Genomic DNA, 23,092 nt, shown 5'->3' on the forward strand with positions numbered 1-23,092 from the left:
GACATCACTGAAAATCTCTACTTGGACACTAACCGGTTTCACCGACGTTTTGTTCGCGCGCCGTGGGCTGTTCGCTGACGGCGCACGATCGGCGGCCCCCGGAGGGACATGGGCTGGACAAGCGGTTGGACATGCTTCTGGACCGGCCGAGGCAAAGCAAACGGCCCCCGGATCCTTGGATCCGGGGGCCGTTCAAATTTGCCTTGAAGCGTGGCTAGGCCTTGGCCTCTGCCTTGTCTTCCTCGGCAGCAGCCTCGGGTGCTTCAGTCACTGCTTCCTCTGCCTCTGCAGCGGGAGCTTCCTCTTCGCCGCCGGGACGGACGAAATCGCTGAGGTCAACGGTGTTGCCCTCGGTGTCAGTCACCGTGGCCTGGCCCAGGACAACAGCCAGGGCCTTGCGGCGGCGAACCTCGGACACCATCATGGGGACCTGGCCGCTCTGATCGATGATCTGTGCGAACTGGTTGGGGTCCATGCCGTACTGGCCGGCGGTGGAGACGATGTAGTCGATCAGCTCGTTCTGGCTGACGTTGACTTCTTCCTTTTCCGCGATGGCGTCGAGGACGATCTCGTTCTGGAAGGCGCGGGCGGTGTTGGCCCGGACCTCTTCGCGGTGCTCCTCGGTGTCGTGCTCGCCTTCACCGTGGCCGTTGCCCTCTTTGAAGTGGGCTTCGAGCTGCTCTTCAACAACCGAGTCCGGAACCGGAACCTCAACCAGCTCAACGAGCTTGTCCAGGACCTTGTCGCGGGCCTCGACGCCCTGCTCAACAACCTTCGAGTCGGCGGCCTGCTTGGCGAGATCCTCGCGGAGCTCGGCCAGGGTGTCGAACTCGGAAGCGAGCTGGGCGAAGTCGTCGTCGGCCTCGGGGAGTTCGCGCTCCTTGACCGCCTTGACTACAACCTTGACCTGCGCTTCTTCCCCGGCGTGGTCGCCACCCACCAGGGTGGTGTTGAAGATGGCGTCTTCGTCAGCGCTCAGGCCGGTGACAGCTTCATCGAGCCCTTCGAGCATGGTGCCGGCGCCAACCTGGTAGGACAGGCCGGCAGCGGAGTCAACGTCTTCGCCGTCGATGGTGGCGGTGATGTCGATGGTGAGGAAGTCATCCTGGGCTGCGGGACGGTCCACCGGCTTCAGCGTGCCGAAGCGGCCACGGAGTTCATCCAGGGCCTTGTCGACGTCCTCGTCGGAGGACTGGGCTGCGGCGACCTCAACCTGGATGCCGGCGTAGTCGGGGAGTTCGATCTCGGGGCGGATGTCAACCTCGGCGGCGAACTTCAGGCCGCCATCGGTGGCGGAGGGGTCCGGAACCTCGGTGATCTCAACCTCGGGGCGGCTCAGGGGACGGATGCCCGATTCCTGGACGGCAGCCTGGTACCAGCCGTTGAGGCCATCGTTGATGGCCGTCTCCAGGACGTAGCCGCGGCCGACGCGCTGGTCGATGAGCTTTGCGGGGACCTTGCCCTTACGGAAACCAGGGACCTGGATCTGCGAAGCAACGGTCTTGTAGGCCGAGTCGATGCTGGGCTTCAATTCCTCAAAGGGGACCTCAACATTGAGCTTGACCCGCGTGGGGGTGAGGTTCTCGACAGCGCTCTTCACGGTCTAAGTACTCCTGGGATTGTGGGATGGGTTTCTGCAAACGCAATGTTTTGTCCAGGCCGAGAGGTCCGGGCCGCAGAGTCGGGGTGACAGGATTTGAACCTGCGACTTCCTGCTCCCAAAGCAGGCGCTCTAGCCAAGCTGAGCTACACCCCGTAAGTGCACAGGCAAGTCTACGGGGATACGCGCCCTCTTTGCACATTTGACACGTAGCCCATGAATTAGGTTTAGTTATATCCGGCTTGAACAGCCAGCCCGAAGTTCCCATCAGTGAACGCCTGCAGTACTAGGCTTACAGATGGATCTTCCTTCGGGGACGTAGCTTAATGGTAAAGCCTCAGTCTTCCAAACTGATTACGCGGGTTCGATTCCCGTCGTCCCCTCCACCGCCAAAAGGCCCCTCGCCAGAGGGGCCTTTTGCTTTATCAGCGTGAAACCGTGGGTTGCGGGATAAAAGGAAACCCGCCATCACCTTCTGCAACACATGGCGCGACGCGCCACCACCTTTTGCATCAAAGCCGGAAACGCTCCATCACTTACGGCTTCTCCGGGAGAATCCCTTCCGCGCATTGCCGGTTTAAGGACACTAACGGCGCCAGCACCGCCGTCGAACCCCACCATGAACTGATGGAGCGATGCCCGAAAAACTGCAGGAGGTGATGGGGCGTACCGGGAAAACTGCAGGAAGTGATGGGGCGTTGGACGTGGGGGGAAGGCTGGCAAAGGACGAATCCATCGCGCGGCATTTTACGACGCGGGTGCCTGCTGGCAGGACGGGCACCAGTAGAGCTTGCGGCCCACCAGTTCGGCGATCAGCACCGTGGTCCGGCAAATGCGGCAGGGCAGTCCGTTACGTTTGTAGACAAAATGGGCATCCTCCCGGGCAGGGTAGGAATCGGTCCTGACGACGGCGGCACTTGCCGCAGCTGTTTTGGCCAAGGCAGTGCCCGTCCAGTACCGCGGCGTGGTGGTGATGATCCGGCCGTCCGCCACGCCGTCGTTCATAACAGAGACGATGTCGCGCCACAGCTTGCGCGCCTCCGCCTCCGGAACGCCGGTGCCCGGCAGCCAGGGATCCAGCCGCCGCCGGAACAGGACCTCGGCCCGGTACACATTCCCCACGCCGGCGATGACTTTCTGGTCCATCAGCAGTGCGGCCAACGGGGCCGTGCGGCTTTGCAGGCTAGCGGTGAAACGGCCGGCGTCTCCCCTGCGGTTCCGCAGCGGGTCCGGCCCCAGCCGGCCAAGCACGGCTTCGGCCTCGGAGGCAGTGATGGTTTCGCAGGTGGTTGCTCCGCGCAGGTCCGCCCAGCCGTTCGTGCCCACGAGCCGGACGCGGACTGCCCCCACGGGCGCAGGCGGACCATCGTAGGGACGCCCGCCGTCGCCGTCGTCGAAACTCTCCTGCTCCCCCACCCGCCGCGGCGCGCCGATGCTGGAAGACCCCGCGAAGGTGCTGTCCCCGCCGAAGCTCCACGCCCCGTAGAGGCCCAGGTGGACGTGCAGCACCAGCGAGTGGTCAAAGTGCAGGAACAGGTGCTTCCCGTGGGCGTCGGCGGCAACAAGGACGTGCCCGTCCAGGAGCGCCGCGCCGCCGGTGAACCGGCCCTGGGGGCTGGAAACCGCCAGCCGCTGGCCGCCGAAGACGTCACCGAACTGCCGCGCCAGGCGCCGGAGTGTATGCCCTTCCGGCACTATTCGATGACCTCGCCGGTTGTTTCGTAGGCGGCGATCTTGCCGATGCGGCGCACGTGCCGCTCGTCGTTGCTGAACGGCTCGGACAGGAAGGCCTCGATCAGCTCCGTTGCTTCGTCCACACTGTGCTGCCGCCCGCCCACGGCCACTACGTTGGCGTCGTTGTGCTCCCGCGCCAGCGTGGCGGTGGAGTGGTTCCAGGCCAGCGCCGCCCGGACGCCCTTTACTTTGTTGGCGGCAATCTGTTCACCGTTGCCGGACCCGCCCAGCACGATGCCCAGGGCGTGCACGCCGGCAGTCTGGTCCGCGACCACGGCCAGGGCGGCGTTGATGCAGAACGACGGGTAGTCATCCTGGGCGTCGTACGCCTTGGGACCGTGGTCCACCACCTCATACCCCTTGGCGGTCAGGTGGGTGACAAGGTGGGCACTGAGCTCCATGCCTGCGTGGTCGGTGGCGATGTGGACGCGCGGGAAGGCAGGGGAAGAAGTCACGAGCAAAATCCGTTCGGTGGGCGCTGGCGGCCGGCACGGACGGTGCAGGCCGGGGGCAGGACAACACGGACAAGGATACTAGGACTCGGGCTGGCCTGCCGCGGATTCGCCGCCGCCCCGCGCCCTTGCCGCCACCCTGGTCAGGACCTCCGCCAGCCGCGCGGCCGAGTCCTGGCTCCCGCCGCTCACCGCCAGCCGTTGCCCGTCAGTCTTTTTGACGACGACGGCGGGGCCGCTGCTGACGAGCATGGCCGCCGTCCCGCTGTGGTGCCGGTAGCCCCACCCGCCGAAGTCGGCGGCGCGGACGTCTGCCGCGCTGGCTGCCGAAATGGCCCCGGCGGGTACATCCATAACCGGAAGAACACCGGCGAGGAGCACCTTGAGACCGCGCCGGTCTGCCTTGATGCGCGCACACAGGAACAGCGCGCCAATAACGGCCAGGACTACGAGCAGCACACCGAGCCAGGGCAAGGCAATGGCGATCAGCGCGGCCGGAAACAGCGAGGCGATGCCGATCATCACAAAGACTGAGCTGCGGGCGTGCACCCAGAGCCGGATGCTGTCCCGGGACAGATCCGGATCCAGCTCCCTGGCAATGGCAAGCTGCAAAGCGCGGTCGTCATCGGGTGACCACTGCTGGTCCGCCTTGTAGACCATCGCGATAGTCACGCCCAAAGACACCGCAGCCCCGCTGCCGACCGCGAGGACGGTCATGTCCACACGGGATTCCCGGGCATCAGCCAGTCCTGCCTGGCCGATCAGCCCGGCGGCAATGACGCTGGTGACGAAGAGCGTCAGGAACAGCCCCGCTCCCATCATGATGCGGCGCATCAGCACGGGCCTCCTGACCGGCAGCGCCTGGGAAAGGACCAGCCAGCCCGCGGCCACGATGATCAGCGCGCCACCCGTGACGTAGGCGGCGAAGGGCGCGAAGGAGGCTCCGCCGTCGGCCGTCCACCGGATGGCGAGCGGCTCGGGAAGGTCCGGCCGGAGCAGGAAGGCACACACCACAAAGGCCACCGCGACCAGCACCGGGAACCCCGCGACGAAACGCAGGGCCCTCGTGTCCACCGATTCCTTGAACTTGCCCATAACTAAACGCTACTCCCGCCGCCGTCCGCTGACTTCCTACTTGCCTCCGTACCCCCTGTGAGCCGCGCTACTTGTTATGCCGGGAAGGAATGCAAGAATGATCAAATGCCCGCTGGGCACCGCCAGCGGGCAGTTGCCAATCTTCCGAAAGGCCCCACTTTGCCAGGATTGAATCTGACGCGCGCTGAAGCCAGCGGGCGTGCCGAACTGATCACTGTCGAGTCCTACGATGTCAGCCTGGACCTGACCCGGGGCGGGAAGGTCTTCGGCAGCACCACCACGGTAAAGTTCAACGCCAGCCCCGGATCCTCCTCATTCATTGACGCCGTCACCTCCGCGGTTCACAGCGTGACGCTGAACGGCCGCAGCCTTGACCCGGCCATGGTGTCCGACGGCGTGCGGATCCAGCTGCCGGACCTCGCGGAACACAACGAGCTCACCGTTGTGGCGGACGCCCCGTACATGAACACCGGTGAGGGCCTGCACCGCTTCGTGGACCCGGTGGACAACGAGGTCTACCTGTACACGCAGTTTGAAGTTCCTGATTCGCGGCGGATGTTCGCCGTGTTCGAGCAGCCGGATCTGAAGGCCACCTTCGCCTTCACAGTCACTGCCCCCTCGCACTGGGACCTCATCTCCAATTCCCCCACCCCCGCGCCGGTGGAAACCACGCCCGGGGAGGATGGCGGTGCCCGCTCCGTCTGGTCCTTCTCCCCCACGCCGCGGTTGTCCTCCTACGTCACCGCCCTGATCGCCGGCCCCTACCAGTCTGTGCGCAGCGAGGTCACCAGCTCCGACGGGCGGGTGATCCCGCTGGGGGTTTTTGCCCGGAAATCGCTGATGCAGTACCTGGACGCCGAAAACATTTTTGAGCTGACCCGGCAGGGCTTCGCGTTTTTTGAGGCGCAGTTCGGCTGCCCGTACCCGTTCGAGAAATACGACCAGCTGTTCGTGCCGGAGTTCAACGCCGGCGCCATGGAAAATGCCGGCGCCGTCACCATCCTCGAGGGCTACGTTTTCCGCAGCAAGGTCACCGGCGCCCAGATCGAACGCCGCGCCATCACCGTGCTCCACGAGCTCGCCCACATGTGGTTCGGCGACCTCGTGACCATGCGCTGGTGGAACGACCTCTGGCTCAATGAGTCCTTCGCGGAGTACATGTCGCACCTCGCGGCCGTTGAGGCCACCTCGTTTACCAGCGCCTGGACCACCTTCGCCTCGGTGGAGAAATCCTGGGCCTACCGCCAGGACCAGCTGCCCACGACCCACCCCATTTTCGCCGCGATCAACGACCTCCAGGATGTGGAGGTGAACTTCGACGGCATCACCTACGCGAAGGGCGCTTCCGTCCTCCGCCAGCTGGTGGCGTGGGTGGGGCCGGAGCAGTTTATGGCCGGCGTGCGGGAGTACTTTGCCAAGCATTCCTGGCAGAACACTGAGCTGCGGGACCTCCTGGTGGAGCTGGAGAAGGCCAGCGGCCGCGACCTGGATGAATGGGGACGGCAATGGCTGGAGACGGCCGGCGTGAACACCCTCAAGCCGGAGCTGCAGGTGGACGGCGAGGGCAGGCTCACGTCCTTCGCCATAGTGCAGTCGGCGGTCGAAGAGTGGCCCACCATCCGTCCGCACCGGCTGGCTGTGGGGTTCTACAACCTCAACGGCAGCGGCAAGCTGGAGCGGGTGCACCGCGAGGAACTGGATGTCGACGGCGAACGTACCGAAGTGCCCGCGCTGGCGGGGCTCGCCCAGCCGGACCTCATCCTGGTCAACGATGACGACCTTGCCTATGCCAAGGTGCGGCTGGACGAAAAGTCACTGGCCACTGCCACCGCACACCTGAAGGACTTCAGCCAGAGCCTGCCGCGGACGCTGGTGTGGAACTCCGCCTGGGACGCTGCCCGCGACGGCGAGACCCCGGCCCGGCGGTACGTGGAACTGATCCTTGCCAACGTGGCGGCGGAGACGGATTCCTCGGTGATCCTGGTCCAGCTCCGGCAGCTGGCCACCACCCTGAACTTCTATGTGGCCGAGGAGCACCGGAAGGCGACGGCGGTGGCTGCCGCGGACAAGCTGTGGGAGCTGGCGTCCGAGGTGCCGGGCGGCTCGGACGCCCAGCTGCAGTTCGTGAAGTCGTTTGCGCTGCTGGCCGGCAGCGGAACCCAGCTGGACCGGGTTGCGGGCCTCCTCGACGGCTCGCTCGTCCTGGAGGGCCTGGCTGTTGACCAGGACCTGCGGTGGGAGCTGGTCACCTCGCTCGTGGCAGGCGGCCGGCTGGGCCAGGGCGGCATCGACGCCGAACTCGGGCGGGACAACACCTCGAGCGGACAAAATGCCGCCGCCCAGGCGAAGGCCGCCATCCCCACACCGGAGGCCAAGGCTGCGGCCTGGGAATCGATCGTGGTGAAAGGCGAACTGTCCAACGCACTTCAGGGTTCGGCGATCAACGGCTTTATGCGGGTCCTGGACCGGTCCCTGCTGGAGCCGTACGCCGAGAAGTATTTCCAGGCGGTGCCGGGGATCATGGAAACGCGGACGCACGCACTTGCCCAGCAGATCGTCGTCGGGCTCTACCCCTCCCTCCTGACCACCCAGGCCATCGTTGACAGGACGGACGGCTTCCTGGCCTCGCTTCCGCCCGAAAGCGCGGCGCTCCGGCGGCTCATGCTGGAGAACCGCGACGGCGTTGCCCGGGCTTTGCGCGCCCGCGCGGCCGATGTCCTTCCCGGCGAAGCAGTTCCGGCAGTATGAGCCTCAGTGAGCACCGGTACGCACTGACCGTCCAGTGGACGGGCAACCTGGGCGAGGGCACGTCGTCCTACCGCGGCTACTCGCGGGACCATGACCTGCTCATCCCCGGCCTGCCGGTGCTCAGGGGGTCTTCAGATCCGACCTTCCACGGAGACCGGGAGCGTTACAACCCGGAACAGCTGCTCCTGGCCGCCCTGGCCCAGTGCCACATGCTCTCCTACCTGCATGTGGCGGTGAAGCACGGCGTGGTGGTGACTGACTACCGCGACGACGCCTCCGGGCTGATGCGCCTGAACCGGGACGGCAGCGGCCAGTTCGAGTCCGTCACGCTGCACCCGCGCGTTACCGTGGCGGACGAAGGCCAGGTGGAGCTGGCCGGCCGCCTGCATCACGAGGCGAACCGGGTCTGCTTCATTGCCCGCAGCGTGAACTTCCCGGTGGAACACGCGCCCGAGACGGTGGCCGGCCAGCCGAACTAACGCCCGCGGCGGGCTCCGTTGGGCCCGCCGCCGGCCAGCTCAGGCAGCGTCCTGCAGGATCCGCACCAGCCGCGCCTCCGTCTCCGGCGTCAGGCCAGCCTTCCGTTGCCGGTCCAGCCCGCGTTCGCGTTCGTCGGTTAACGTGTCTGCGAGCGTTTGGCGCCAGGGCCGGAGCCGCAAGCCAGCCGCCACGGCCGCCTTGTTGCTCCGCGCCATAAATCCCTCATGCCCGGGCGGGAGCCAGAGCGGCAGGGAATCCGGGCCAGCCCAGTACTTGACGCCCTGCTCCGCCAGCCAGTCCACCGATGCGGGCAACACGTCGTTGGCGTGACCTGCAGCCTGCCGCGCGGCGTCGAGGTAGTGGCCGAACTGAACCTGGTCCCCCAAAGCGTTCAGTGCACCGGTAATGCCCTGCTCTGCCGCCAGCAGGATCCAGGCGGCGAGGTCCCGGACGTCGATCACCTGGGTTGGGGCGTCGTCGATTGCGGGCACGAGGGCCGGCTTCCCGTCCCTGGCAAGACGGGCCGGCCAGTAGCCGTAGCGGTCCGATCCGTCCCCGGGACCACCGATCAGGCCAGCACGGCAGAGGTGGGCTTTGCCGCCCGCGGCCCGGAGCGTCGCCTCCTCGATGGCGGCTTTCGACTCACCGTAGTTTTCGGTGGTCGAGGGAGTACCCGGGGCCAGCGCGGGAAGGAGGACTGCATCCTCTTCCGCACCGGGAACAGATGCATCGGCGTAGACAGAGCAACTGGAGACGAACGTCCAGTGCGCCGCCCTGTGTGCCAGGGCGTGCAGCGCTTCCGCCGCGGGCACCGGATCGCGTGCGACGTCGATGACCTCGTCCCACTCGCGTTTCGCCGCGTCCTCGTAGGCCTCCACGCCCAGCGAGCGGTCGGCTTGCAGCCAGGCGGCTCCCTGCGGAGGATCGGAGGCTGAACCCCGGGCAAGGCAGGTGACCTGATGGCCGCCGGCGACTGCCTGGCGGGCGATTTCTGCGGACAGGAAGGCTGTTCCACCCAAGACAAGAATGCGCATGCGGCCACGCTACGGCGCTAGGGTTGAAGGAGAACAGAGCCTTCCGCGCCGGGCGTAACCGGCGCTCCGGCACCCGTAGCCCGGCGCCGCCGGGGAACCCCAGGAGTATTTCCCCCTTATGGTCAGCATGTTGTCGATCCTTCCCAACGCCACCACCGAGCCGGACGGCATCAGCATCACGGGCATCGTGATCAGCCTCGGCGTGGGCGTTGCCATCTGGCTGGTTGCCACCTTTGTTATTTCCCGCATCACCACCCGTGTGGCGGCAGGCAGTAACTTTTTCAAGCGCCCCACCTTCAAATGGGCTGCACCGGCCCTGCGGGCCCTGGATCACGAACGGAGAGTCCAGCGCGCGGAAACGATCGGATCACTGCTGAACAGCATCGTTGGCGTGCTGGTGGTTGTCATCACCAGCATGTACGTCCTGCAGAACCTGGACATTAACATCGCACCACTCCTCACCAGCGTGGGCATCCTGGGTGTTGCCATCGGTTTCGGTGCCCAGCAGCTGATCCGCGACTTCCTGGCCGGAATTTTTATTACCATTGAAGACCAGTACGGAATAGGCGACGTGATCGAAACCAGCGAGGTAGTAGGTGTGGTGGAGTCCATGGGGCTGCGCATCACCCGGGTACGCTCCGACGACGGCGCCATCTGGTACCTCCGCAACGGCGAGATCCTCCGCGTGGGCAACCGTTCGCAGGGAACCTACGTGCCCCTGCATGAGTCAACCGACGGGACAACGGACCAGGGAAGCGACCACGGCGCCGCCGAGACCAAAAAGACTGACCAGAAAGCCGGAGAGTAGCGATGACCATCCCCATCGAACCCCAGCGCCCACGCCAGCTGATGCAGAACGATCCATTCAGCCAGCCCGGCTACACGGACAACTTCTATGACGCCGTGGGCGGCCACGAAACGTTCGTCAAGCTGATCGATGTGTTTTACGACGGCGTGGCAACAGATCCGCTGCTCCGGCCCATGTACCCGGAAGAGGACTTGGCACCGGCCAAGCGCCGGTTCCTGATGTTCCTCGAACAGTACTGGGGCGGTCCCACCACGTATGGGGAAGAGCGCGGCCATCCCCGGCTGCGCATGCGGCACATGCCGTTCCAGGTGACATCCGAAGCGAAGGACCGCTGGCTGTTCCACATGCGCGCGGCCGTGGACGCACTGGAACTGCCGCCGCTGTATGAAGGAACCCTCTGGGACTACATGGAGCGTGCCGCCCTGTCGATGGTGAACAGCCAGTCCGGCCAGTGACTCCGGGGACTGCCCGCTGCAGCGTTTGCCGTTAGAGTAGTCCGCTTCCGGTCCGTGCGAGGACGTGCCCGCGGGGACCGGTCAGCCGGAACCAGCGTCCTGCGCGGTAGACCTTCTGGTCGCCGTCGCCCAGGAACCCAAGGGTCAGGGCCGCGAAGGCAGCCCCTGCCGGCAGTCCGGTGTCATCCAGTTCCCTGCCCCAAACGGCGGCCCGGGCGTTATTAACGATGAGCGCGCCGGGTTTGTCCGGCACAATCCCGGCCACTTCCGCGATGCCTGCCTCAGCGGCCGCCCGCAACTCTGCGTCGCTGCGCGAACCCATCAGCTCCCATCCGCTCCTGGGGGCGCCTACCCCGGTCCAGGATTCGGTGACGGTGGACGGCGGAACCGGCAGCTCGACGTCGTCCTCCCCCGCCCGGGCAAGGCGGTCCAGCACTGCGGCCAGGGGCACGGTGACGTCCGTTCCGGACGGCTCGGCCAACGCCATGGTGCGCAACCCCAGGATGGTGGGCGTCGACTCGCCAAGCGCCCGCGGCCGCAGCACGCAGACGTACGCGGCGAGGACGGACCCTGCCGCCTGAAGCCGGATGGCGCCGTCGTCAATTGCTTTTGCCCGCGTGGCGAAGGTCTTCAGATCAGCGAGGTCGCGGGGATCGGTAAAACGGAAGGACGAGGTGAGGAGATCAGACACACCAAGAACACTACCGGCTGGACCTGTGTTGAGCAGTGCCGGGGCGCCGTCTAGAGTCAAACCATGACTGAAGCCGACGCCGGACTCCTGGCGCTCCCCAGCGGAGACCCCACCTTATCGCTCATCAATCTTCTCGACCTTGGTGAGCTCGAGGGGGCCCGGACGGATGAGGACATCTTCCTGGGCCCGTCCCAACAGCAGCCGCACCATCGGGTTTTCGGCGGGCAGGTACTCGCACAGTCACTCACCGCGTCCATCAGGACCGTGGCCCCCGACCGTTTCGTGCATTCGATGCACGGCTACTTCCTCCGCCCGGGGGACGCGAACAAGCCCATTACCTTTGGTGTGCAGCGGCTCCGGGACGGCAGGTCCTTCTCGGCGCGGCGGGTACACGCCTATCAGGAAGGCGTGCCCATCCTGTCGATGATTGCCTCCTTCCAGGGCGAGGACGAAGGCATTGAGCACGAATCCGTGATGCCCAGCGGCATTCCTGACCCGGAATCGCTGCCCAGCACCGCTGACCTGCTGGGAAAGTTCGATCATCCGGTGGCACGGCACTGGGCCTATGAACGGCCCTTCGATATCCGCCACGTTGATCCGCCGTTGTATGTTTCGGCGAAGGGCGAGAGGGAAGCACGCAACGCCGTGTGGATGAAGACTTTTGGCCCCATGCCGGACGACCCCAACCTGCACCGCGCGGCGCTGGCGTACGCGAGCGACTACACCCTGCTTGAGTCCATCCTGCGGCGGCATGGGCTGAGCTGGATCACCCCGGGGATGAACGTCGCCAGCCTCGACCACGCCATGTGGTGGCACCGGCCGGCCCGGGTGGACGAATGGCTGCTGTACGTGCAGGAATCACCCAGTGCCCAGGGCGCCCGTGGGCTGGCCACCGGCAAGATTTTCAACCAGGCAGGGCAGCATGTGGCGTCAGTTGCCCAGGAAGGGATGGTCCGTGTGCCCACCGACCTGAAGAACAAAGTGGTGGGCGCCTTCCAGTCCAAGGTAATGGAGCACCAAATCCGCAAGGCCTCCAAGGAGTAGCCCGGGCCCTTTTCCCGCTCATGACCCTGGCGTGCAACGCCAACAGGCCGGCACCCGTTGGGTGCCGGCCTGTTGCTCTTTGCGCGTCCTGCCCCTGACGTCAGTCGCGGGTGAGGCGGCGGTGCGTGACACGGTGCGGCTTGGCCGCATCCGGTCCCAACCGCTCCACCTTGTTCTCCTCGTAAGATTCGAAGTTGCCCTCGAACCAGTACCACTTGGAGGGGTTCTCCTCGTCACCTTCGTAGGCGAGGATGTGAGTGGCCACGCGGTCCAGGAACCAGCGGTCGTGCGAGACCACCACGGCGCAGCCCGGGAACTCCAGCAGCGCATTTTCGAGGCTGCTGAGGGTTTCGACGTCGAGGTCGTTGGTGGGCTCGTCGAGGAGGAGCAGGTTTCCGCCCTGCTTGAGGGTCAAGGCGAGGTTCAGGCGGTTGCGCTCGCCGCCGGAGAGCACGCCGGCCTTCTTCTGCTGGTCCGGGCCCTTGAAGCCGAACGCGGCGACGTAGGCGCGGGAGGGCATTTCGACGTGGCCCACTTGGATGAAGTCCAGGCCGTCCGAGACAACTTCCCACAGGGTTTTGTTGGGGTCGATCCCGCCGCGGCTCTGGTCAGCGTAGGAGATCTTGACCGAGTCGCCGATCTTCAGGTCTCCGCCGTCGAGCGGTTCCAGTCCCACGATGGTCTTGAACAGCGTGGTCTTGCCGACGCCGTTGGGGCCGATGACACCCACGATGCCGTTGCGGGGCAGGCTGAAGGACAGTCCGTCGATCAGGGTCCTGTCCTCGAAGCCCTTCTGCAGGTTCTTGGCCTCGAGCACCAGGCCGCCCAGGCGGGGTCCCGGCGGGATCTGGATCTCTTCGAAGTCCAGCTTGCGGGTGCGGTCCGCCTCGGCGGCCATTTCCTCATAGCGGGCCAGGCGGGCCTTGGACTTGGTCTGGCGTCCCTTGGCGTTGGACCGTACCCACTCAAGTTCCTCGGAGAGCCGCTTGGCCTGCTTGGCGTCTTTCTTGCCCTGGATCTCCAGGCGGGCGCGCTTCTTCTCGAGGTAGGTGGAGTAGTTGCCCTCGTAGGGGTACAGGTGGCCGCGGTCCACTTCGGCGATCCATTCGGCCACGTGGTCCAGGAAGTACCGGTCGTGGGTGACAGCCAGGACGGCGCCGGCGTAGCCGGAGAGGTGCTGTTCAAGCCACAGCACGCTCTCCGCGTCCAGGTGGTTGGTGGGCTCGTCCAGGAGCAGCAGGTCCGGCTTCTGCAGGAGCAGCTTGCACAGAGCTACCCGGCGGCGCTCACCACCGGAGAGGTTGGTGACGTCGGCGTCCGCCGGCGGGCAGCGGAGCGCGTCCATGGCCTGCTCCAGCTGGGAGTCCAGGTCCCACGCGTCAGCGGCATCAATGGCTTCCTGCAGATGCCCCATTTCCTCAAGGAGGGTGTCGTAGTCAGCATCGGGGCTGGCCATTTCCTCGGAAATTTCGTTGAAGCGCTGGATCTTGCCGTAGATCTCCCCCACGCCTTCCTGGACGTTGCCCAGGACGGTTTTTTCTTCGTTCAGGGGTGGTTCCTGGAGGAGGATTCCGACGGTGTAGCCGGGGCTGAGCCGGGCCTCACCGTTGGAGGGGGTGTCCAGTCCGGCCATGATCTTCAGGATGGTGGACTTACCGGCACCGTTCGGGCCCACAACACCGATCTTGGCGCCGGGAAAGAAGGACATGCTTACGTCATCAAGAATGAGTTTTTCGCCAACGGCTTTGCGGGCCTTGGTCATTGTGTAGATAAATTCCGCCATGGTTCCAAATCTAGTGGGTCGGCAGGCATATCTCACATTCGGTGCAGCGTGGTCAGGAGCCTACAAAGCACTTGCCGCTGGCCAGTAGAGGCAGCACCGTTACGGTTACTGCACCGTCGCGGACCTGGCCGATGATGCAGTCCTTTCCCTGGAGCACTGCCGCTTCGATGGCGTCCGCCTCAAGGCCGGTGGGGGTACGGCTTTGCGAAACCTGCAACGCTGCCGGGGCGATTCCCGCCCCGGTGAGGGCGTCCGCTACCTGGGCGGTGGCCGGTTTTGGTGAGCCCGCGGCCAGGCGTCCCAGCGCATCCGTCACAGTCTTTTTGGCAGTTTCGGTGGCAGCGGCCTCCGCTCCCGTGCTGGCCGGCGCGCTGGAGGTATCCGCCAGCGGTCCGGCGGCCGCTGTTTCCGTTGCTGTCGGGGCCGAACCGGCTAATGCTGCCCCGGTGGAGGTGGCTGCCGGTGCCGCCTCGCCCGAACCGGGCTGCACTCCGGGCGTTGTTCCGCTGACGCAGCCGGACAACCCCACCAGCAGGGCACCGGCAGCGGTTGCCGCCAGCAAGCGGCGGGCTGCGGAGGGCCAGACAAAGGTGGGAGACAAGGCTGCGGGCGCAACCTCTGCGGGGGCGGCCGATCCCGTGCCGGCCGTAGTCTTCTGCCGGTGGTCAGGGGTAAGCCGCATGGTGTCATTCTGCCACGGGCCAAGTGTCCGCTTCACAACCTGGGCGGGCAGGGCGCAGCCGGGGGGTGCCACGGCCCTGCCCGCCAAGGAACCAAGGGGGCATTGACAGCGGGCTTCCTTAGACTGGGGATTCGGCGAGCTCCCCCGTTTCCAGATCCAGCGGCACAAGGTCGCCATTGCTGTCCTCGATGTAGGCTGCAGCCGGATCGCCGCCCTCAGCCCCATCTTCTTCCGTGTCCTCCGGCTCGTCGAACGTTCCGTCCGTGCCGGCATGGTGGCTGGCGTCGAAGGGTGGCTCCTGTTCCACGAGCGAGAGGAGCGGTTTCTTGGAGGACCGGGTGAAGTTGGCCGTCCCCCACGTCAGGTCATGCCCCACGGCCTCAGCATCTATGGTGTGCGAGTAATAAACCCTGCCGTCCCTCTCCCAGCTGCGGATTCTCAGCGTGCCCACCACGATGACGGGCTGGCCTTTCCGGATGCTGCAGCCCATGTTGCCGGCCAGATGGCGGTAGCCCTGGACCAGGAACCAGTTGGTGTGGCCATCCACCCACTGGCCGTCCTTGTCACGCCGACGCGAGTTGGAGGCGATCCGGAAAGAGGCGGTGGCCACTCCCCCCGGTGTTGTGCCGCTTGTGATGTCGGTGGCAACAAAGCCCTTGATGGTTATGGTGTCGTTCATCGCTACGTCCTGTCCTCAATGGTTCTGCCCTAGCAGGCAAGACCAGCATGGCCTTGGCGGGATCTGCCGGGGAGGCAGGAGTTCGCCTATGTGCAAAACCCGGGCCTGCGGCTGCCTGTGGAGGACCAGTGGGGTCCCCGGCAGGTCGGTGACAGCGCCTTCACTCCCGGCAATGTAAACTTTTTGAGGCACCGGAATTCAGCTCCGGAAGCCGGATGCCTCAGTAGCTCAGGGGATAGAGCAGCGGCCTTCTAATCCGCCGGTCGGGGGTTCGATTCCCTCCTGGGGCACCAATGGAGAAGCGCCTCGGTTCACGAACCGGGGCGCTTCTCCTTTCTTCAATGCCCTGTCACTTACAGTCGTCAAAGCGCGGTGAAGCAGCGATAAGTGATAGCGCAACGGGGGTGGGCAGGGGCCGTTCAGGACTGTAGCCGGTGCGGCGCTTCCACCAGGGAACGGACCACGCTGCCGGCGGCACCCAGCAGTGCCCCACCCTCGCCCACGGCTGCGGTGGTGATGTGTTCCGGCAGTATCTTGCCGGGAGCATATGTGGCCAGGCTTTCCACCAGGGACGGTCGCAGCCACTGGTCCAGGACGGCGAAGTGCCCGCCAAGCACTACTGCCGCGATATTTACCACCCGGGCCGTGGACGCCACTGCAACTCCGAGCGATCTCCCTGCACGCTGGACGGCCCGCAACGCCTCCGGCTGCTCCCCGGTGAGCGCGGCCAGCAGCGCGGACATGCTCTCCGACCTCACCTTGCCTGCGATGCCTGCGGCAGCGAAGATGGCGTCCTGCCCGGCAATGGTCTCCAAGCAGCCCGTTCCGCCGCATGAACAGCGGCTGCCTTCGGGATCCACCACAATATGTCCCACTTCTCCGGCATGGCCTTCCGGGCCGGTAAAGAGCTCCGATCCAATGACCAGCCCGCCACCTACACCCACCTCGCCTGACACATAGAGAAAGTCGTGCCTCCCGGCCGGCCCATGGGCCAGTTCGGCAAGGGCAGCAGCCTTGGCCTCATTGAAGAGGGTGACACCCAACGGCAGGCCGGGAAGCAGCCGGTCCAGGTCGAGTTTGATGTCCAGCCAGCCGAGGTTGGGGGCCGCAATGACGGTGGAGTTGCCGGCATCCACAAGTCCGGGTACAGCAAGCCCTCCCCCGAGGACCTCCACCCCCTTTTCCGTGGCTGCCGTCCGCACCTCAGCGGCAAGGGCAGCGAGGGCAGCCAGCACCGGCGCATCTTCACTGTCACGGTTGTCCCGCTCACGGATCTCCTGCACGACCACAGCCCCGGAAAGGTCCGTCACGCCTGCCGCGATGTAGTCCACGTTGATTTCCATGCCGATAACACCGCGGGCGGGATTCAGTTCCAGCCCCACTCCCGGCCGGCCGCGTTCCCCCTGGGGGTTGAGCCCTCTTTCCCGCAGGATGCCGGCGTCGAGAAGGTCCAGGACAATGCTCGATACGGAAGCTTTGGTCAGCCGCGTGGACGCCGCAATCTGCGCCCGCGTCAGGTGGGACCCGGGCGGGGACTGCACAACCCTGCCCAGCACCAGGGCGAGATTGCTCCTGCGCACGTCGCCCATGTTTCCGGGGGCGGCCGCCTCGGACAGCACAGGTCCTGCTGCGGTGTATGCCATGGCCGGCCTCTCGGATAAACCGGGCGTCCTGGACATGCCCGTTGCTCTTGACCCTAGCGTAACCACGCTTATATAGTTCAAGCGATAAACTAACTGGTCCCAACGGGCCCCACTGACTGCAAGGACGCATCATGACTCTTTCCCCCACCCCCGCCGACAAGTTCACCTTCGGTCTTTGGACTGTTGGCTGGACCGGTGCTGACCCGTTCGGCGTCGCCACACGTGCCGCCCTGGATCCGATGGAGGCCGTGCACCGCCTGGCTGAACTGGGCGCTTACGGCATCACCTTCCACGACAACGACCTGGTCCCGTTTGATGCCACCGCTTCGGAGCGGGACCTGATCCTGAAGAACTTCAAGGCAGCCCTGGCCGAGACCGGCCTGAAGGTCCCCATGGTGACCACCAACCTGTTCAGCCACCCGGTCTTCAAGGACGGCGGGTTCACCTCCAACGACCGCTCCATCCGCCGCTTCGCCCTGTCCAAGGTGCTGCGCAACATTGACTCCGCCGCAGAGTTCGGCGCCGAGACGTTCGTGATGTGGGGCGGCCGCGAAGGCAGCGAATACGACGGCTCCAAGGACCTCGCCGCCGCCCTGGACCGCATGAAGGAAGGCGTGGACACCGCCGCGGCCTACATCAAGGACAAGGGCTACAACCTCCGCATCGCCCTGGAACCCAAGCCCAACGAACCCCGCGGCGACATCTTCCTGCCCACCGTCGGCCACGGCCTGGCCTTCATCGCCCAGCTCGAACACGGCGACATCGTGGGCCTGAACCCCGAAACCGGGCACGAACAGATGGCCGGGCTGAACTTCACCCACGGCATCGCCCAGGCCCTCTGGTCCGGCAAACTCTTCCACATCGACCTCAACGGCCAGCGCGGCATCAAATACGACCAGGACCTCGTCTTCGGCCACGGCGACCTGACCAGCGCGTTCTTCACCGTGGACCTGCTCGAAAACGGCTTCCCCAACGGCGGCCCCCGCTACGAAGGCCCCCGCCACTTCGACTACAAGCCCTCCCGCACCGACGGCTACGACGGCGTCTGGGAATCCGCCAAAGCCAACATGGCCACCTACCTGCTCCTGAAGGAACGCGCCCTGGCCTTCCGCGCCGACCCCGAAGTCCAGGCCGCCCTCGCAGCCTCCGGCGTGGGCGAACTCGGCGAACCCACCCTCGCCGCCGGTGAAACCACCGCGGACCTGCTCGCAGACACCACCGCCTTCGAGAACTTCGACGCCGACAAGGCCGCCGAACGCTCCTTCGCGTTCGTCCGCCTCAACCAGCTCGCCATCGAACACCTCCTCAACGCCCGCTGACCATGGCTCTGGTAGCAGGCATCGACAGCTCCACGCAGTCATGCAAAGTGGTGATCCGCGACGCGGACACCGGAATGTTGGTCCGGCAGGGCAGGGCCAGCCATCCGGACGGTTCGGAAGTCCATCCCGACCACTGGTGGGACGCGTTGCAGGAAGCGATACAGCAGGCGGGCGGGCTGTCCGACGTCGCAGCGGTCTCCGTAGGCGGACAGCAGCACGGCATGGTCTGCCTGGACAGCGATGGGCGGGTCATCCGGCCGGCACTGCTGTGGAATGACACCCGCAGTGCCGGCGCCGCCGAGGACCTCATCAGGACCGCTGGCGACGGCGACATTGCGGCCGGCGCCCGCTACTGGGCCGGTGCCACGGGCACCGTCCCGGTGGCGTCGCTGACGCTGACCAAGCTGCACTGGCTGGCCGCCAGCGAGCCGGAGAACGCGGCGAAGGTTGCGGCAGTCTGCCTGCCGCACGACTGGCTGACGTGGCGGCTGATGGGCCACGGCCCAGGCAGCGGCCCGGGCAACCTCGAGGCGCTGGCCACCGACCGTTCCGATGCCTCCGGCACTGGCTATTATTCGGCGGCGGCGGGCGCGTACCTGCCCGGGGTCCTGGAGTCCTCGCTGGGGCACGTTCCGCTGCTGCCCGATGTATTGGGCCCGCTGGACGTCGCAGGCAAGACGCCGGACGGCGCCCTCCTGGCGGCCGGCGCCGGGGACAACGCGGCGGCGGGGCTGGGCGTGGGTGCCCAAGTAGGGGATGTGGTGATGTCCCTGGGTACCTCCGGAACGGTCTTTGCCGTCTCCACCACACCGGCAGCCGACCAGTCAGGGCTCGTGGCAGGGTTCGCCGATGCTTCCGGGCATTACCTGCCGCTTGTGTGCACCCTCAACGCCACCCGCGTTTTTGATGCCACCGCAGCCCTGCTGGACGTCAGCCTTGCCGGGTTCAGCGAGCTGGCGCTGTCCGCCGAACCGGGCGCGGGGGGCCTCACCCTGGTGCCCTATTTCGACGGCGAGCGAACGCCGAACCTGCCGGATGCCACCGGTTCCCTGCACGGCATCACCCGCGCCAACTACACGCCGGCGAACCTGGCGCGTGCCGCCGTCGAGGGTGTGGTCTGCTCGCTGGCAGACGGACTGGCCGCCCTGCAGGAACAGGGCGTGGAGGCCCGGCGGATCATCCTGGTGGGCGGGGGCGCACAGTCCGCGGCCGTCCAATTGGCGGCAGCACAGCTGATCGGAATTAACGTCACAGTGCCCCGGCCTGGTGAATACGTGGCCGACGGTGCAGCCCGCCAGGCCGCGGCGGCACTCACCGGAGAATTTCCGCAGTGGGCGCTGGACGCCGTCGACCTTCCTGCCGGGAAGGACGACGGCGGGGTGCTGGCGCGTTACCGCCGGTATGCCGCCATGTATACCTAGGAAGTTGACCCGGAAAAAGACCCGGACCGCTGCGGCGGTCCGGGTCTTTTTCGGGTGGGGCGCAGGCTCCTGCCGTGACGTTAGCAGGAGCCCGCGGTCTATTTCAGGTCAGGCGAACGGGAGGACAAGCTCTGCGTAGCGTTCCTTGACTGTGGCCAGGACGGTGTTGCCGTCCGTGTCCCAGATGTCCTGATTGAAGATTTCGACTTCGATGTCACCGGTGTAGCCGGCGTCGCGCACCCAGGTGCCGATGGTGGCAAAGTCCACTACGCCGTCGCCCATGTACCCGCGGGACAGCAGCGGATCTGCGGCGATGGGCATGTTGAAGTCGCACACCTGGTAGGAGGCAATGCGGTTTTCGCGTCCCGCACGCTCGATCTGCGCCTTTAGCTCGGGGTCCCACCAGACGTGGAAGGTATCGACGGCGACACCCACCGTTGACGCATCGAAGGGCGCTGCGAGGTCCAGGGCCTGCCCCAGGGTGGAGATCAGGGCACGGTCCGCTGCGTACATCGGGTGCAGCGGTTCCAGGACCAGGCGGACGCCGTGTTCGGCGGCGAAGGGAACCAGGTCGGCGAGGCGGTCCGCGACTCGCTGACGGGCCGCCACTACGTCCTTCTCCCCCGGCGCCAGTCCGCCCACCACCAGGAACAGTTCCTTGGTGTCCAGGGCAACGGCTTCGAGGATGGCGGCGCGGTTGTCCGCGAGGGCAGCAGCCTGACCTTCCGGGTCGGCAGCGGTGAGGAACCCGCCGCGGCACAGAGAGGAAACCCGAAGTCCGGCGTCCTTGATCAGGCGCGCGGCCTTGTCCAGACCGGCTTCCTCCACGCGGTCCCGCCAGGGCCCGATGGAAGGGATGCCGGCGTTTACGCAGCCGTCAACCACCTGCGCGAGGGTCCATTTCTTGGTGGTGGCACTGTTAATGGCCAGGCGCGAGAAGTCGGACGTCCCTGAATTGATTGTCATACTCCCACCCCGTTGATGCGCAGGTAGTCGGACATCCGGAAGGCAGCCAGTGCCGGGTCCCGCAGCAGTCCGGCCTGGTCCGCCAGTTCGAAGGTCTTGGCGAGGTGGCATACCGAGCGGCCGGAGTGCAGCCCGCCCACCATCTGGAAGCCCTGCTGCTTGCCGTTGAGCCAGGACATAAACGCGATCCCGGTCTTGTAGTAAAACGTGGGTGCGCTGAAGATGTGCTTGCCCAGTTCGCGGGTGGAGTCCAGGATTTCGCGGGCCTTGGCGGCGTTGCCGGCGTCGTAGTTCTGCAGGGCCACCGAAGCGGCGGGGTAGATGGCCGCGAAGATGCCCAGCAGGGCGTCCGAGTGGTGACTGCCGTCGCCGTCGATCAGTTCGGGGTAGTTGAAGTCGTCCCCGGTGTAGAGGCGGACGCTTTCCGGCAGGGCAGCGCGCAGGGCCACTTCGTGGCTGGCGTCGAGCAGCGAGACTTTGACGCCGTCCACCTTGGCCGCGTTGTCCTTGATGAGCCCAAGGAACGTTTCGGTGGCCGTGGCGACGTCGTCCGAACCCCAGTAGCCGGCGAGCGCGGGATCGAACATGGTGCCCAGCCAGTGGAGGATCACGGGCTGGTCCACTTCCTGCAGCAGCGCGGAGTACACCTTCAGGTAGTCCTCCGGCCCGCTGGCAACTTTGGCCAGGGCGCGCGAGGCCATGATGATGACCTTCGGCCCGGCCTCGGTGATCACGGCAACCTGCTCGCGGTAGGCCTCCAGGACGGCTTTGAGTCCGGCTTCGCCGAACGGCAGGGAGTCAATGTCCAGCTGGTCGGTGCCCGCGCCGCAGGACACCAGGTCCCGGACGGACTTGCCCGCCGTGGCTGCACTGCCGGACGAAACCACCGAAGCGGCCTCCACCCCGGTGCGCTTGATGAGCTGCTGGGTGGCTGCCCAGTCCAGGCCCATGCCGCGCTGGGCTGTGTCCATGGCGTCGGCAACGCCCAGGCCGTAGGACCACAGCTCGTGGCGGTAGGCCATAGTGGCTTCCCAATCGAGCCGGGCGGGCGCACCCGGGGTGTTGTCTGCCAGGACCTCGGGGATCACATGGGCCGCAGCGTAGGCGCGGCGCGCTGTGAGCGGGGCGGAGGGGCGGGCCCAGGACGTGGCGCCCTGGAGCCGGTATTCCCGGGTGCCGCCGTCGGAGGAGGGAAGGATGAGTGAGGTCATTAGAGCGTGATCTCCGGGATGTCGATGGTGCGGCGTTCGTCGTTGGACTGCAGTCCGAGCTCGGCGAGCTGGACGCCGCGGGCTGCGGAGAGCAGGCCGAAGCGGTGCTCGCGGCCAGCGACGACGTCGCGGAGGAACTCTTCCCACTGCAGCTTGAAGCCATTGTCCAGCTCAGCGTTGGCCGGGACTTCCTGCCACTGGTCGCGGAAGGACTCCGTGACGGGCAGGTCCGGGTTCCACACGGGCTTCGGGGTGTGGGCGCGCTGCTGGGCAACGCACTTGTTCAGCCCTGCGACGGCGGAGCCGTGCGTGCCGTCGATCTGGAATTCCACCAGCTCGTCACGGTAGACGCGGACGGCCCAGGAGGAGTTGATTTGGCCGACGACAGCCTCCCCGGCGGGGGTTTCGAGTTCGAAGATGCCGTAGGAGGCGTCATCGGCCGTGGCCTTGTATTCCTTGCCGGCTTCGTCCCACCGGGCGGGGATGTGGGTGGCGGTCTTGGCATTGACGCTCTTGACCTTGCCGATGATGCCCTCAAGGACGTAGTTCCAGTGGCAGAACATGTCCGTGGTCATTCCGCCGCCATCTTCTTTGCGGTAGTTCCAGGACGGGCGCTGTGCTGCCTGGACATCGCCTTCGAAGACCCAGTAGCCGAATTCACCGCGGATGGAGAGGATGCGGCCAAAGAAGCCTTCATCCACCAGGCGGCGGAGCTTGACCAGGCCGGGCAGGTACAGCTTGTCGTGGACAACGCCCGCGGTGACACCGGATTCCTTGCCGATGCGGGCGAGCTCGATGGCTTCCTCGAGGCTTTCGGCCGTGGGCTTCTCGGTGAAGATGTGCTTGCCGGCGAGCATGGCCTTTTTCAGGGTGGCTGCGCGGAGGCTGGTCATGGAGGCATCGAAGACGATGTCAACGGTGGGGTCGTTGATCACGGCGTCCAGATCGGTGCTCCACTCGGAGACCTTGTGTTTTTCGGCCAGTTCGCGGATCTTGGCTTCGTTGCGGCCCACCAGGATGGGCTCCACCTGGACACGGGTGCCGTCCTCCAGCGTGAAGCCGCCGGCATCGCGGATCGGAAGGATGGAGCGCAGCAGGTGCTGGCGGTAACCCATCCGGCCGGTGATGCCGTTCATGGCGATGCGGATTGTTTTTGTCTCGAAGCCCATAAGTCCTCCACGGTGAGTGAGCAGTTCTACTCAAGCTGATTCGGGAAAGCGCATTCCCACTGCGTCAATCATGCACCG

General features: G+C 65.9%; 20 protein-coding genes and 3 tRNA genes. 9 read left to right on the top strand and 14 right to left on the bottom strand.

The genetic code is table 11. The features are described from left to right. Positions 1–214: 214 nt before the first annotated feature. Both tig and QFZ36_RS03740 read right to left on the bottom strand, forming a co-directional pair. Positions 215–1,600, bottom strand: a complete 1,386-nt coding sequence (tig, locus tag QFZ36_RS03735) for a trigger factor (protein WP_306634043.1) — start codon at positions 1,598–1,600, stop codon at positions 215–217. A gap of 81 nt (positions 1,601–1,681) precedes the next feature. Next, positions 1,682–1,756: transfer RNA gene (locus QFZ36_RS03740), tRNA-Pro, on the bottom strand. A 156-nt stretch (positions 1,757–1,912) separates the two neighbouring features. Between QFZ36_RS03740 and QFZ36_RS03745 the strand changes: the two genes are divergently transcribed. Then, positions 1,913–1,986, top strand: a tRNA-Gly gene (locus QFZ36_RS03745). A 361-nt stretch (positions 1,987–2,347) separates the two neighbouring features. Here the strand turns inward: QFZ36_RS03745 and QFZ36_RS03750 are convergent. The 3 genes from QFZ36_RS03750 to QFZ36_RS03760 form a co-directional block, all read right to left on the bottom strand. After that, complete coding sequence (locus tag QFZ36_RS03750) at positions 2,348–3,295, bottom strand: Fpg/Nei family DNA glycosylase (protein WP_306634045.1); 948 nt, start codon at positions 3,293–3,295, stop codon at positions 2,348–2,350. Beyond that, positions 3,295–3,789, bottom strand: a complete 495-nt coding sequence (locus tag QFZ36_RS03755) for a ribose-5-phosphate isomerase (protein WP_306634047.1) — start codon at positions 3,787–3,789, stop codon at positions 3,295–3,297. Before QFZ36_RS03755 ends, QFZ36_RS03750 begins: the two co-directional genes overlap by 1 nt. 78 nt (positions 3,790–3,867) lie before the next feature. Next, positions 3,868–4,881: a hypothetical protein gene (locus QFZ36_RS03760; RefSeq protein ID WP_306634048.1), complete on the bottom strand. Its 1,014-nt coding sequence runs from the start codon at positions 4,879–4,881 to the stop codon at positions 3,868–3,870. Positions 4,882–5,049: 168 nt separating this feature from the next. Here QFZ36_RS03760 and pepN point away from each other — a divergent pair, with 168 nt between their 5' ends. Further along, a complete protein-coding gene (gene pepN, locus QFZ36_RS03765; protein ID WP_306634049.1) occupies positions 5,050–7,629 on the top strand; it encodes an aminopeptidase N in 2,580 nt (859 codons plus the stop codon). Continuing rightward, complete coding sequence (locus QFZ36_RS03770) at positions 7,626–8,108, top strand: OsmC family protein (RefSeq protein ID WP_306634050.1); 483 nt, start codon at positions 7,626–7,628, stop codon at positions 8,106–8,108. The genes pepN and QFZ36_RS03770 overlap by 4 nt, the downstream gene beginning before the upstream one ends. Before the next feature lie 39 nt (positions 8,109–8,147). Here the strand turns inward: QFZ36_RS03770 and QFZ36_RS03775 are convergent, their stop codons facing one another. Then, the gene (locus QFZ36_RS03775) at positions 8,148–9,143 is read right to left on the bottom strand and encodes an NAD-dependent epimerase/dehydratase family protein (RefSeq protein WP_306634051.1); all 996 of its coding nucleotides are present in this window, start codon (positions 9,141–9,143) and stop codon (positions 8,148–8,150) included. 118 nt (positions 9,144–9,261) lie between these two features. Between QFZ36_RS03775 and QFZ36_RS03780 the strand changes: the two genes are divergently transcribed. Both QFZ36_RS03780 and QFZ36_RS03785 read left to right on the top strand, forming a co-directional pair. After that, positions 9,262–9,951: a mechanosensitive ion channel family protein gene (locus QFZ36_RS03780; RefSeq protein WP_306634052.1), complete on the top strand. Its 690-nt coding sequence runs from the start codon at positions 9,262–9,264 to the stop codon at positions 9,949–9,951. Between the two features lie 2 nt (positions 9,952–9,953). After that, positions 9,954–10,406, top strand: coding sequence for a globin (locus tag QFZ36_RS03785; protein WP_306634054.1), 453 nt, complete (start codon positions 9,954–9,956; stop codon positions 10,404–10,406). Between the two features lie 31 nt (positions 10,407–10,437). Here QFZ36_RS03785 and QFZ36_RS03790 read toward each other — a convergent pair whose 3' ends face one another. Further along, positions 10,438–11,097 (bottom strand): hypothetical protein, encoded by a 660-nt coding sequence (locus QFZ36_RS03790; protein WP_306634055.1) that lies wholly within the window; start codon positions 11,095–11,097, stop codon positions 10,438–10,440. A 63-nt stretch (positions 11,098–11,160) separates the two neighbouring features. Here QFZ36_RS03790 and QFZ36_RS03795 point away from each other — a divergent pair, with 63 nt between their 5' ends. Next, entirely contained in the window at positions 11,161–12,141 is a 981-nt protein-coding gene (locus QFZ36_RS03795) for an acyl-CoA thioesterase (RefSeq protein WP_306634057.1), read from the top strand. Positions 12,142–12,241: 100 nt separating this feature from the next. Here QFZ36_RS03795 and ettA read toward each other — a convergent pair whose 3' ends face one another. The 3 genes from ettA to QFZ36_RS03810 all read right to left on the bottom strand — a co-directional run bounded on the left by ettA (position 12,242) and on the right by QFZ36_RS03810 (position 15,285). Then, positions 12,242–13,924, bottom strand: coding sequence for an energy-dependent translational throttle protein EttA (gene ettA / locus QFZ36_RS03800; protein ID WP_306634059.1), 1,683 nt, complete (start codon positions 13,922–13,924; stop codon positions 12,242–12,244). A 52-nt stretch (positions 13,925–13,976) separates the two neighbouring features. Continuing rightward, on the bottom strand, positions 13,977–14,606 hold the full coding sequence (locus QFZ36_RS03805; RefSeq protein ID WP_306634061.1) for a DUF6993 domain-containing protein: 630 nt from the start codon (positions 14,604–14,606) through the stop codon (positions 13,977–13,979). 118 nt (positions 14,607–14,724) lie between these two features. Continuing rightward, positions 14,725–15,285 (bottom strand): single-stranded DNA-binding protein, encoded by a 561-nt coding sequence (locus QFZ36_RS03810; RefSeq protein WP_306634063.1) that lies wholly within the window; start codon positions 15,283–15,285, stop codon positions 14,725–14,727. 217 nt (positions 15,286–15,502) lie between these two features. Here QFZ36_RS03810 and QFZ36_RS03815 point away from each other — a divergent pair. Next, positions 15,503–15,578, top strand: a tRNA-Arg gene (locus QFZ36_RS03815). A 126-nt stretch (positions 15,579–15,704) separates the two neighbouring features. Here the strand turns inward: QFZ36_RS03815 and QFZ36_RS03820 are convergent. After that, positions 15,705–16,928 (bottom strand): ROK family protein, encoded by a 1,224-nt coding sequence (locus QFZ36_RS03820; RefSeq protein ID WP_306634064.1) that lies wholly within the window; start codon positions 16,926–16,928, stop codon positions 15,705–15,707. 131 nt (positions 16,929–17,059) lie between these two features. Here QFZ36_RS03820 and xylA point away from each other — a divergent pair, with 131 nt between their 5' ends. Next, complete coding sequence (gene xylA, locus QFZ36_RS03825; protein WP_306634065.1) at positions 17,060–18,247, top strand: xylose isomerase; 1,188 nt, start codon at positions 17,060–17,062, stop codon at positions 18,245–18,247. Positions 18,248–18,249: 2 nt separating this feature from the next. After that, the gene (gene xylB / locus QFZ36_RS03830) at positions 18,250–19,668 is read left to right on the top strand and encodes a xylulokinase (RefSeq protein WP_306634067.1); all 1,419 of its coding nucleotides are present in this window, start codon (positions 18,250–18,252) and stop codon (positions 19,666–19,668) included. Between the two features lie 108 nt (positions 19,669–19,776). Here the strand turns inward: xylB and QFZ36_RS03835 are convergent, their stop codons facing one another. The 3 genes from QFZ36_RS03835 to QFZ36_RS03845 are packed head-to-tail and all read right to left on the bottom strand — an operon-like array spanning position 19,777 to position 23,014. Then, the gene (locus QFZ36_RS03835; protein ID WP_306634068.1) at positions 19,777–20,634 is read right to left on the bottom strand and encodes a sugar phosphate isomerase/epimerase family protein; all 858 of its coding nucleotides are present in this window, start codon (positions 20,632–20,634) and stop codon (positions 19,777–19,779) included. Beyond that, entirely contained in the window at positions 20,631–21,845 is a 1,215-nt protein-coding gene (locus tag QFZ36_RS03840; protein ID WP_306634070.1) for a dihydrodipicolinate synthase family protein, read from the bottom strand. Before QFZ36_RS03840 ends, QFZ36_RS03835 begins: the two co-directional genes overlap by 4 nt. Further along, the gene (locus tag QFZ36_RS03845) at positions 21,845–23,014 is read right to left on the bottom strand and encodes a Gfo/Idh/MocA family protein (RefSeq protein ID WP_306634071.1); all 1,170 of its coding nucleotides are present in this window, start codon (positions 23,012–23,014) and stop codon (positions 21,845–21,847) included. The genes QFZ36_RS03840 and QFZ36_RS03845 overlap by 1 nt, the downstream gene beginning before the upstream one ends. Positions 23,015–23,092: the final 78 nt, after the last annotated feature.

This window comes from Pseudarthrobacter siccitolerans (assembly GCF_030823375.1).
Taxonomy (GTDB): Bacteria; Actinomycetota; Actinomycetes; order Actinomycetales; family Micrococcaceae; genus Arthrobacter; species Arthrobacter siccitolerans_A.

Coding starts and splice junctions, on each gene's coding strand:
- xylA (WP_306634065.1), top strand. CDS start 17,060: ATGACTCTTTCCCCCACCCCCGCCGACAAGTTCACCTTCGGTCTTTGG.
- QFZ36_RS03780 (WP_306634052.1), top strand. CDS start 9,262: ATGGTCAGCATGTTGTCGATCCTTCCCAACGCCACCACCGAGCCGGAC.
- QFZ36_RS03810 (WP_306634063.1), bottom strand. CDS start 15,285: ATGAACGACACCATAACCATCAAGGGCTTTGTTGCCACCGACATCACA.
- QFZ36_RS03845 (WP_306634071.1), bottom strand. CDS start 23,014: ATGGGCTTCGAGACAAAAACAATCCGCATCGCCATGAACGGCATCACC.
- QFZ36_RS03805 (WP_306634061.1), bottom strand. CDS start 14,606: ATGCGGCTTACCCCTGACCACCGGCAGAAGACTACGGCCGGCACGGGA.
- xylB (WP_306634067.1), top strand. CDS start 18,250: ATGGCTCTGGTAGCAGGCATCGACAGCTCCACGCAGTCATGCAAAGTG.
- QFZ36_RS03840 (WP_306634070.1), bottom strand. CDS start 21,845: ATGACCTCACTCATCCTTCCCTCCTCCGACGGCGGCACCCGGGAATAC.
- ettA (WP_306634059.1), bottom strand. CDS start 13,924: ATGGCGGAATTTATCTACACAATGACCAAGGCCCGCAAAGCCGTTGGC.
- QFZ36_RS03795 (WP_306634057.1), top strand. CDS start 11,161: ATGACTGAAGCCGACGCCGGACTCCTGGCGCTCCCCAGCGGAGACCCC.
- QFZ36_RS03835 (WP_306634068.1), bottom strand. CDS start 20,634: ATGACAATCAATTCAGGGACGTCCGACTTCTCGCGCCTGGCCATTAAC.
- QFZ36_RS03820 (WP_306634064.1), bottom strand. CDS start 16,928: ATGGCATACACCGCAGCAGGACCTGTGCTGTCCGAGGCGGCCGCCCCC.
- QFZ36_RS03770 (WP_306634050.1), top strand. CDS start 7,626: ATGAGCCTCAGTGAGCACCGGTACGCACTGACCGTCCAGTGGACGGGC.
- QFZ36_RS03760 (WP_306634048.1), bottom strand. CDS start 4,881: ATGGGCAAGTTCAAGGAATCGGTGGACACGAGGGCCCTGCGTTTCGTC.
- QFZ36_RS03785 (WP_306634054.1), top strand. CDS start 9,954: ATGACCATCCCCATCGAACCCCAGCGCCCACGCCAGCTGATGCAGAAC.
- QFZ36_RS03775 (WP_306634051.1), bottom strand. CDS start 9,143: ATGCGCATTCTTGTCTTGGGTGGAACAGCCTTCCTGTCCGCAGAAATC.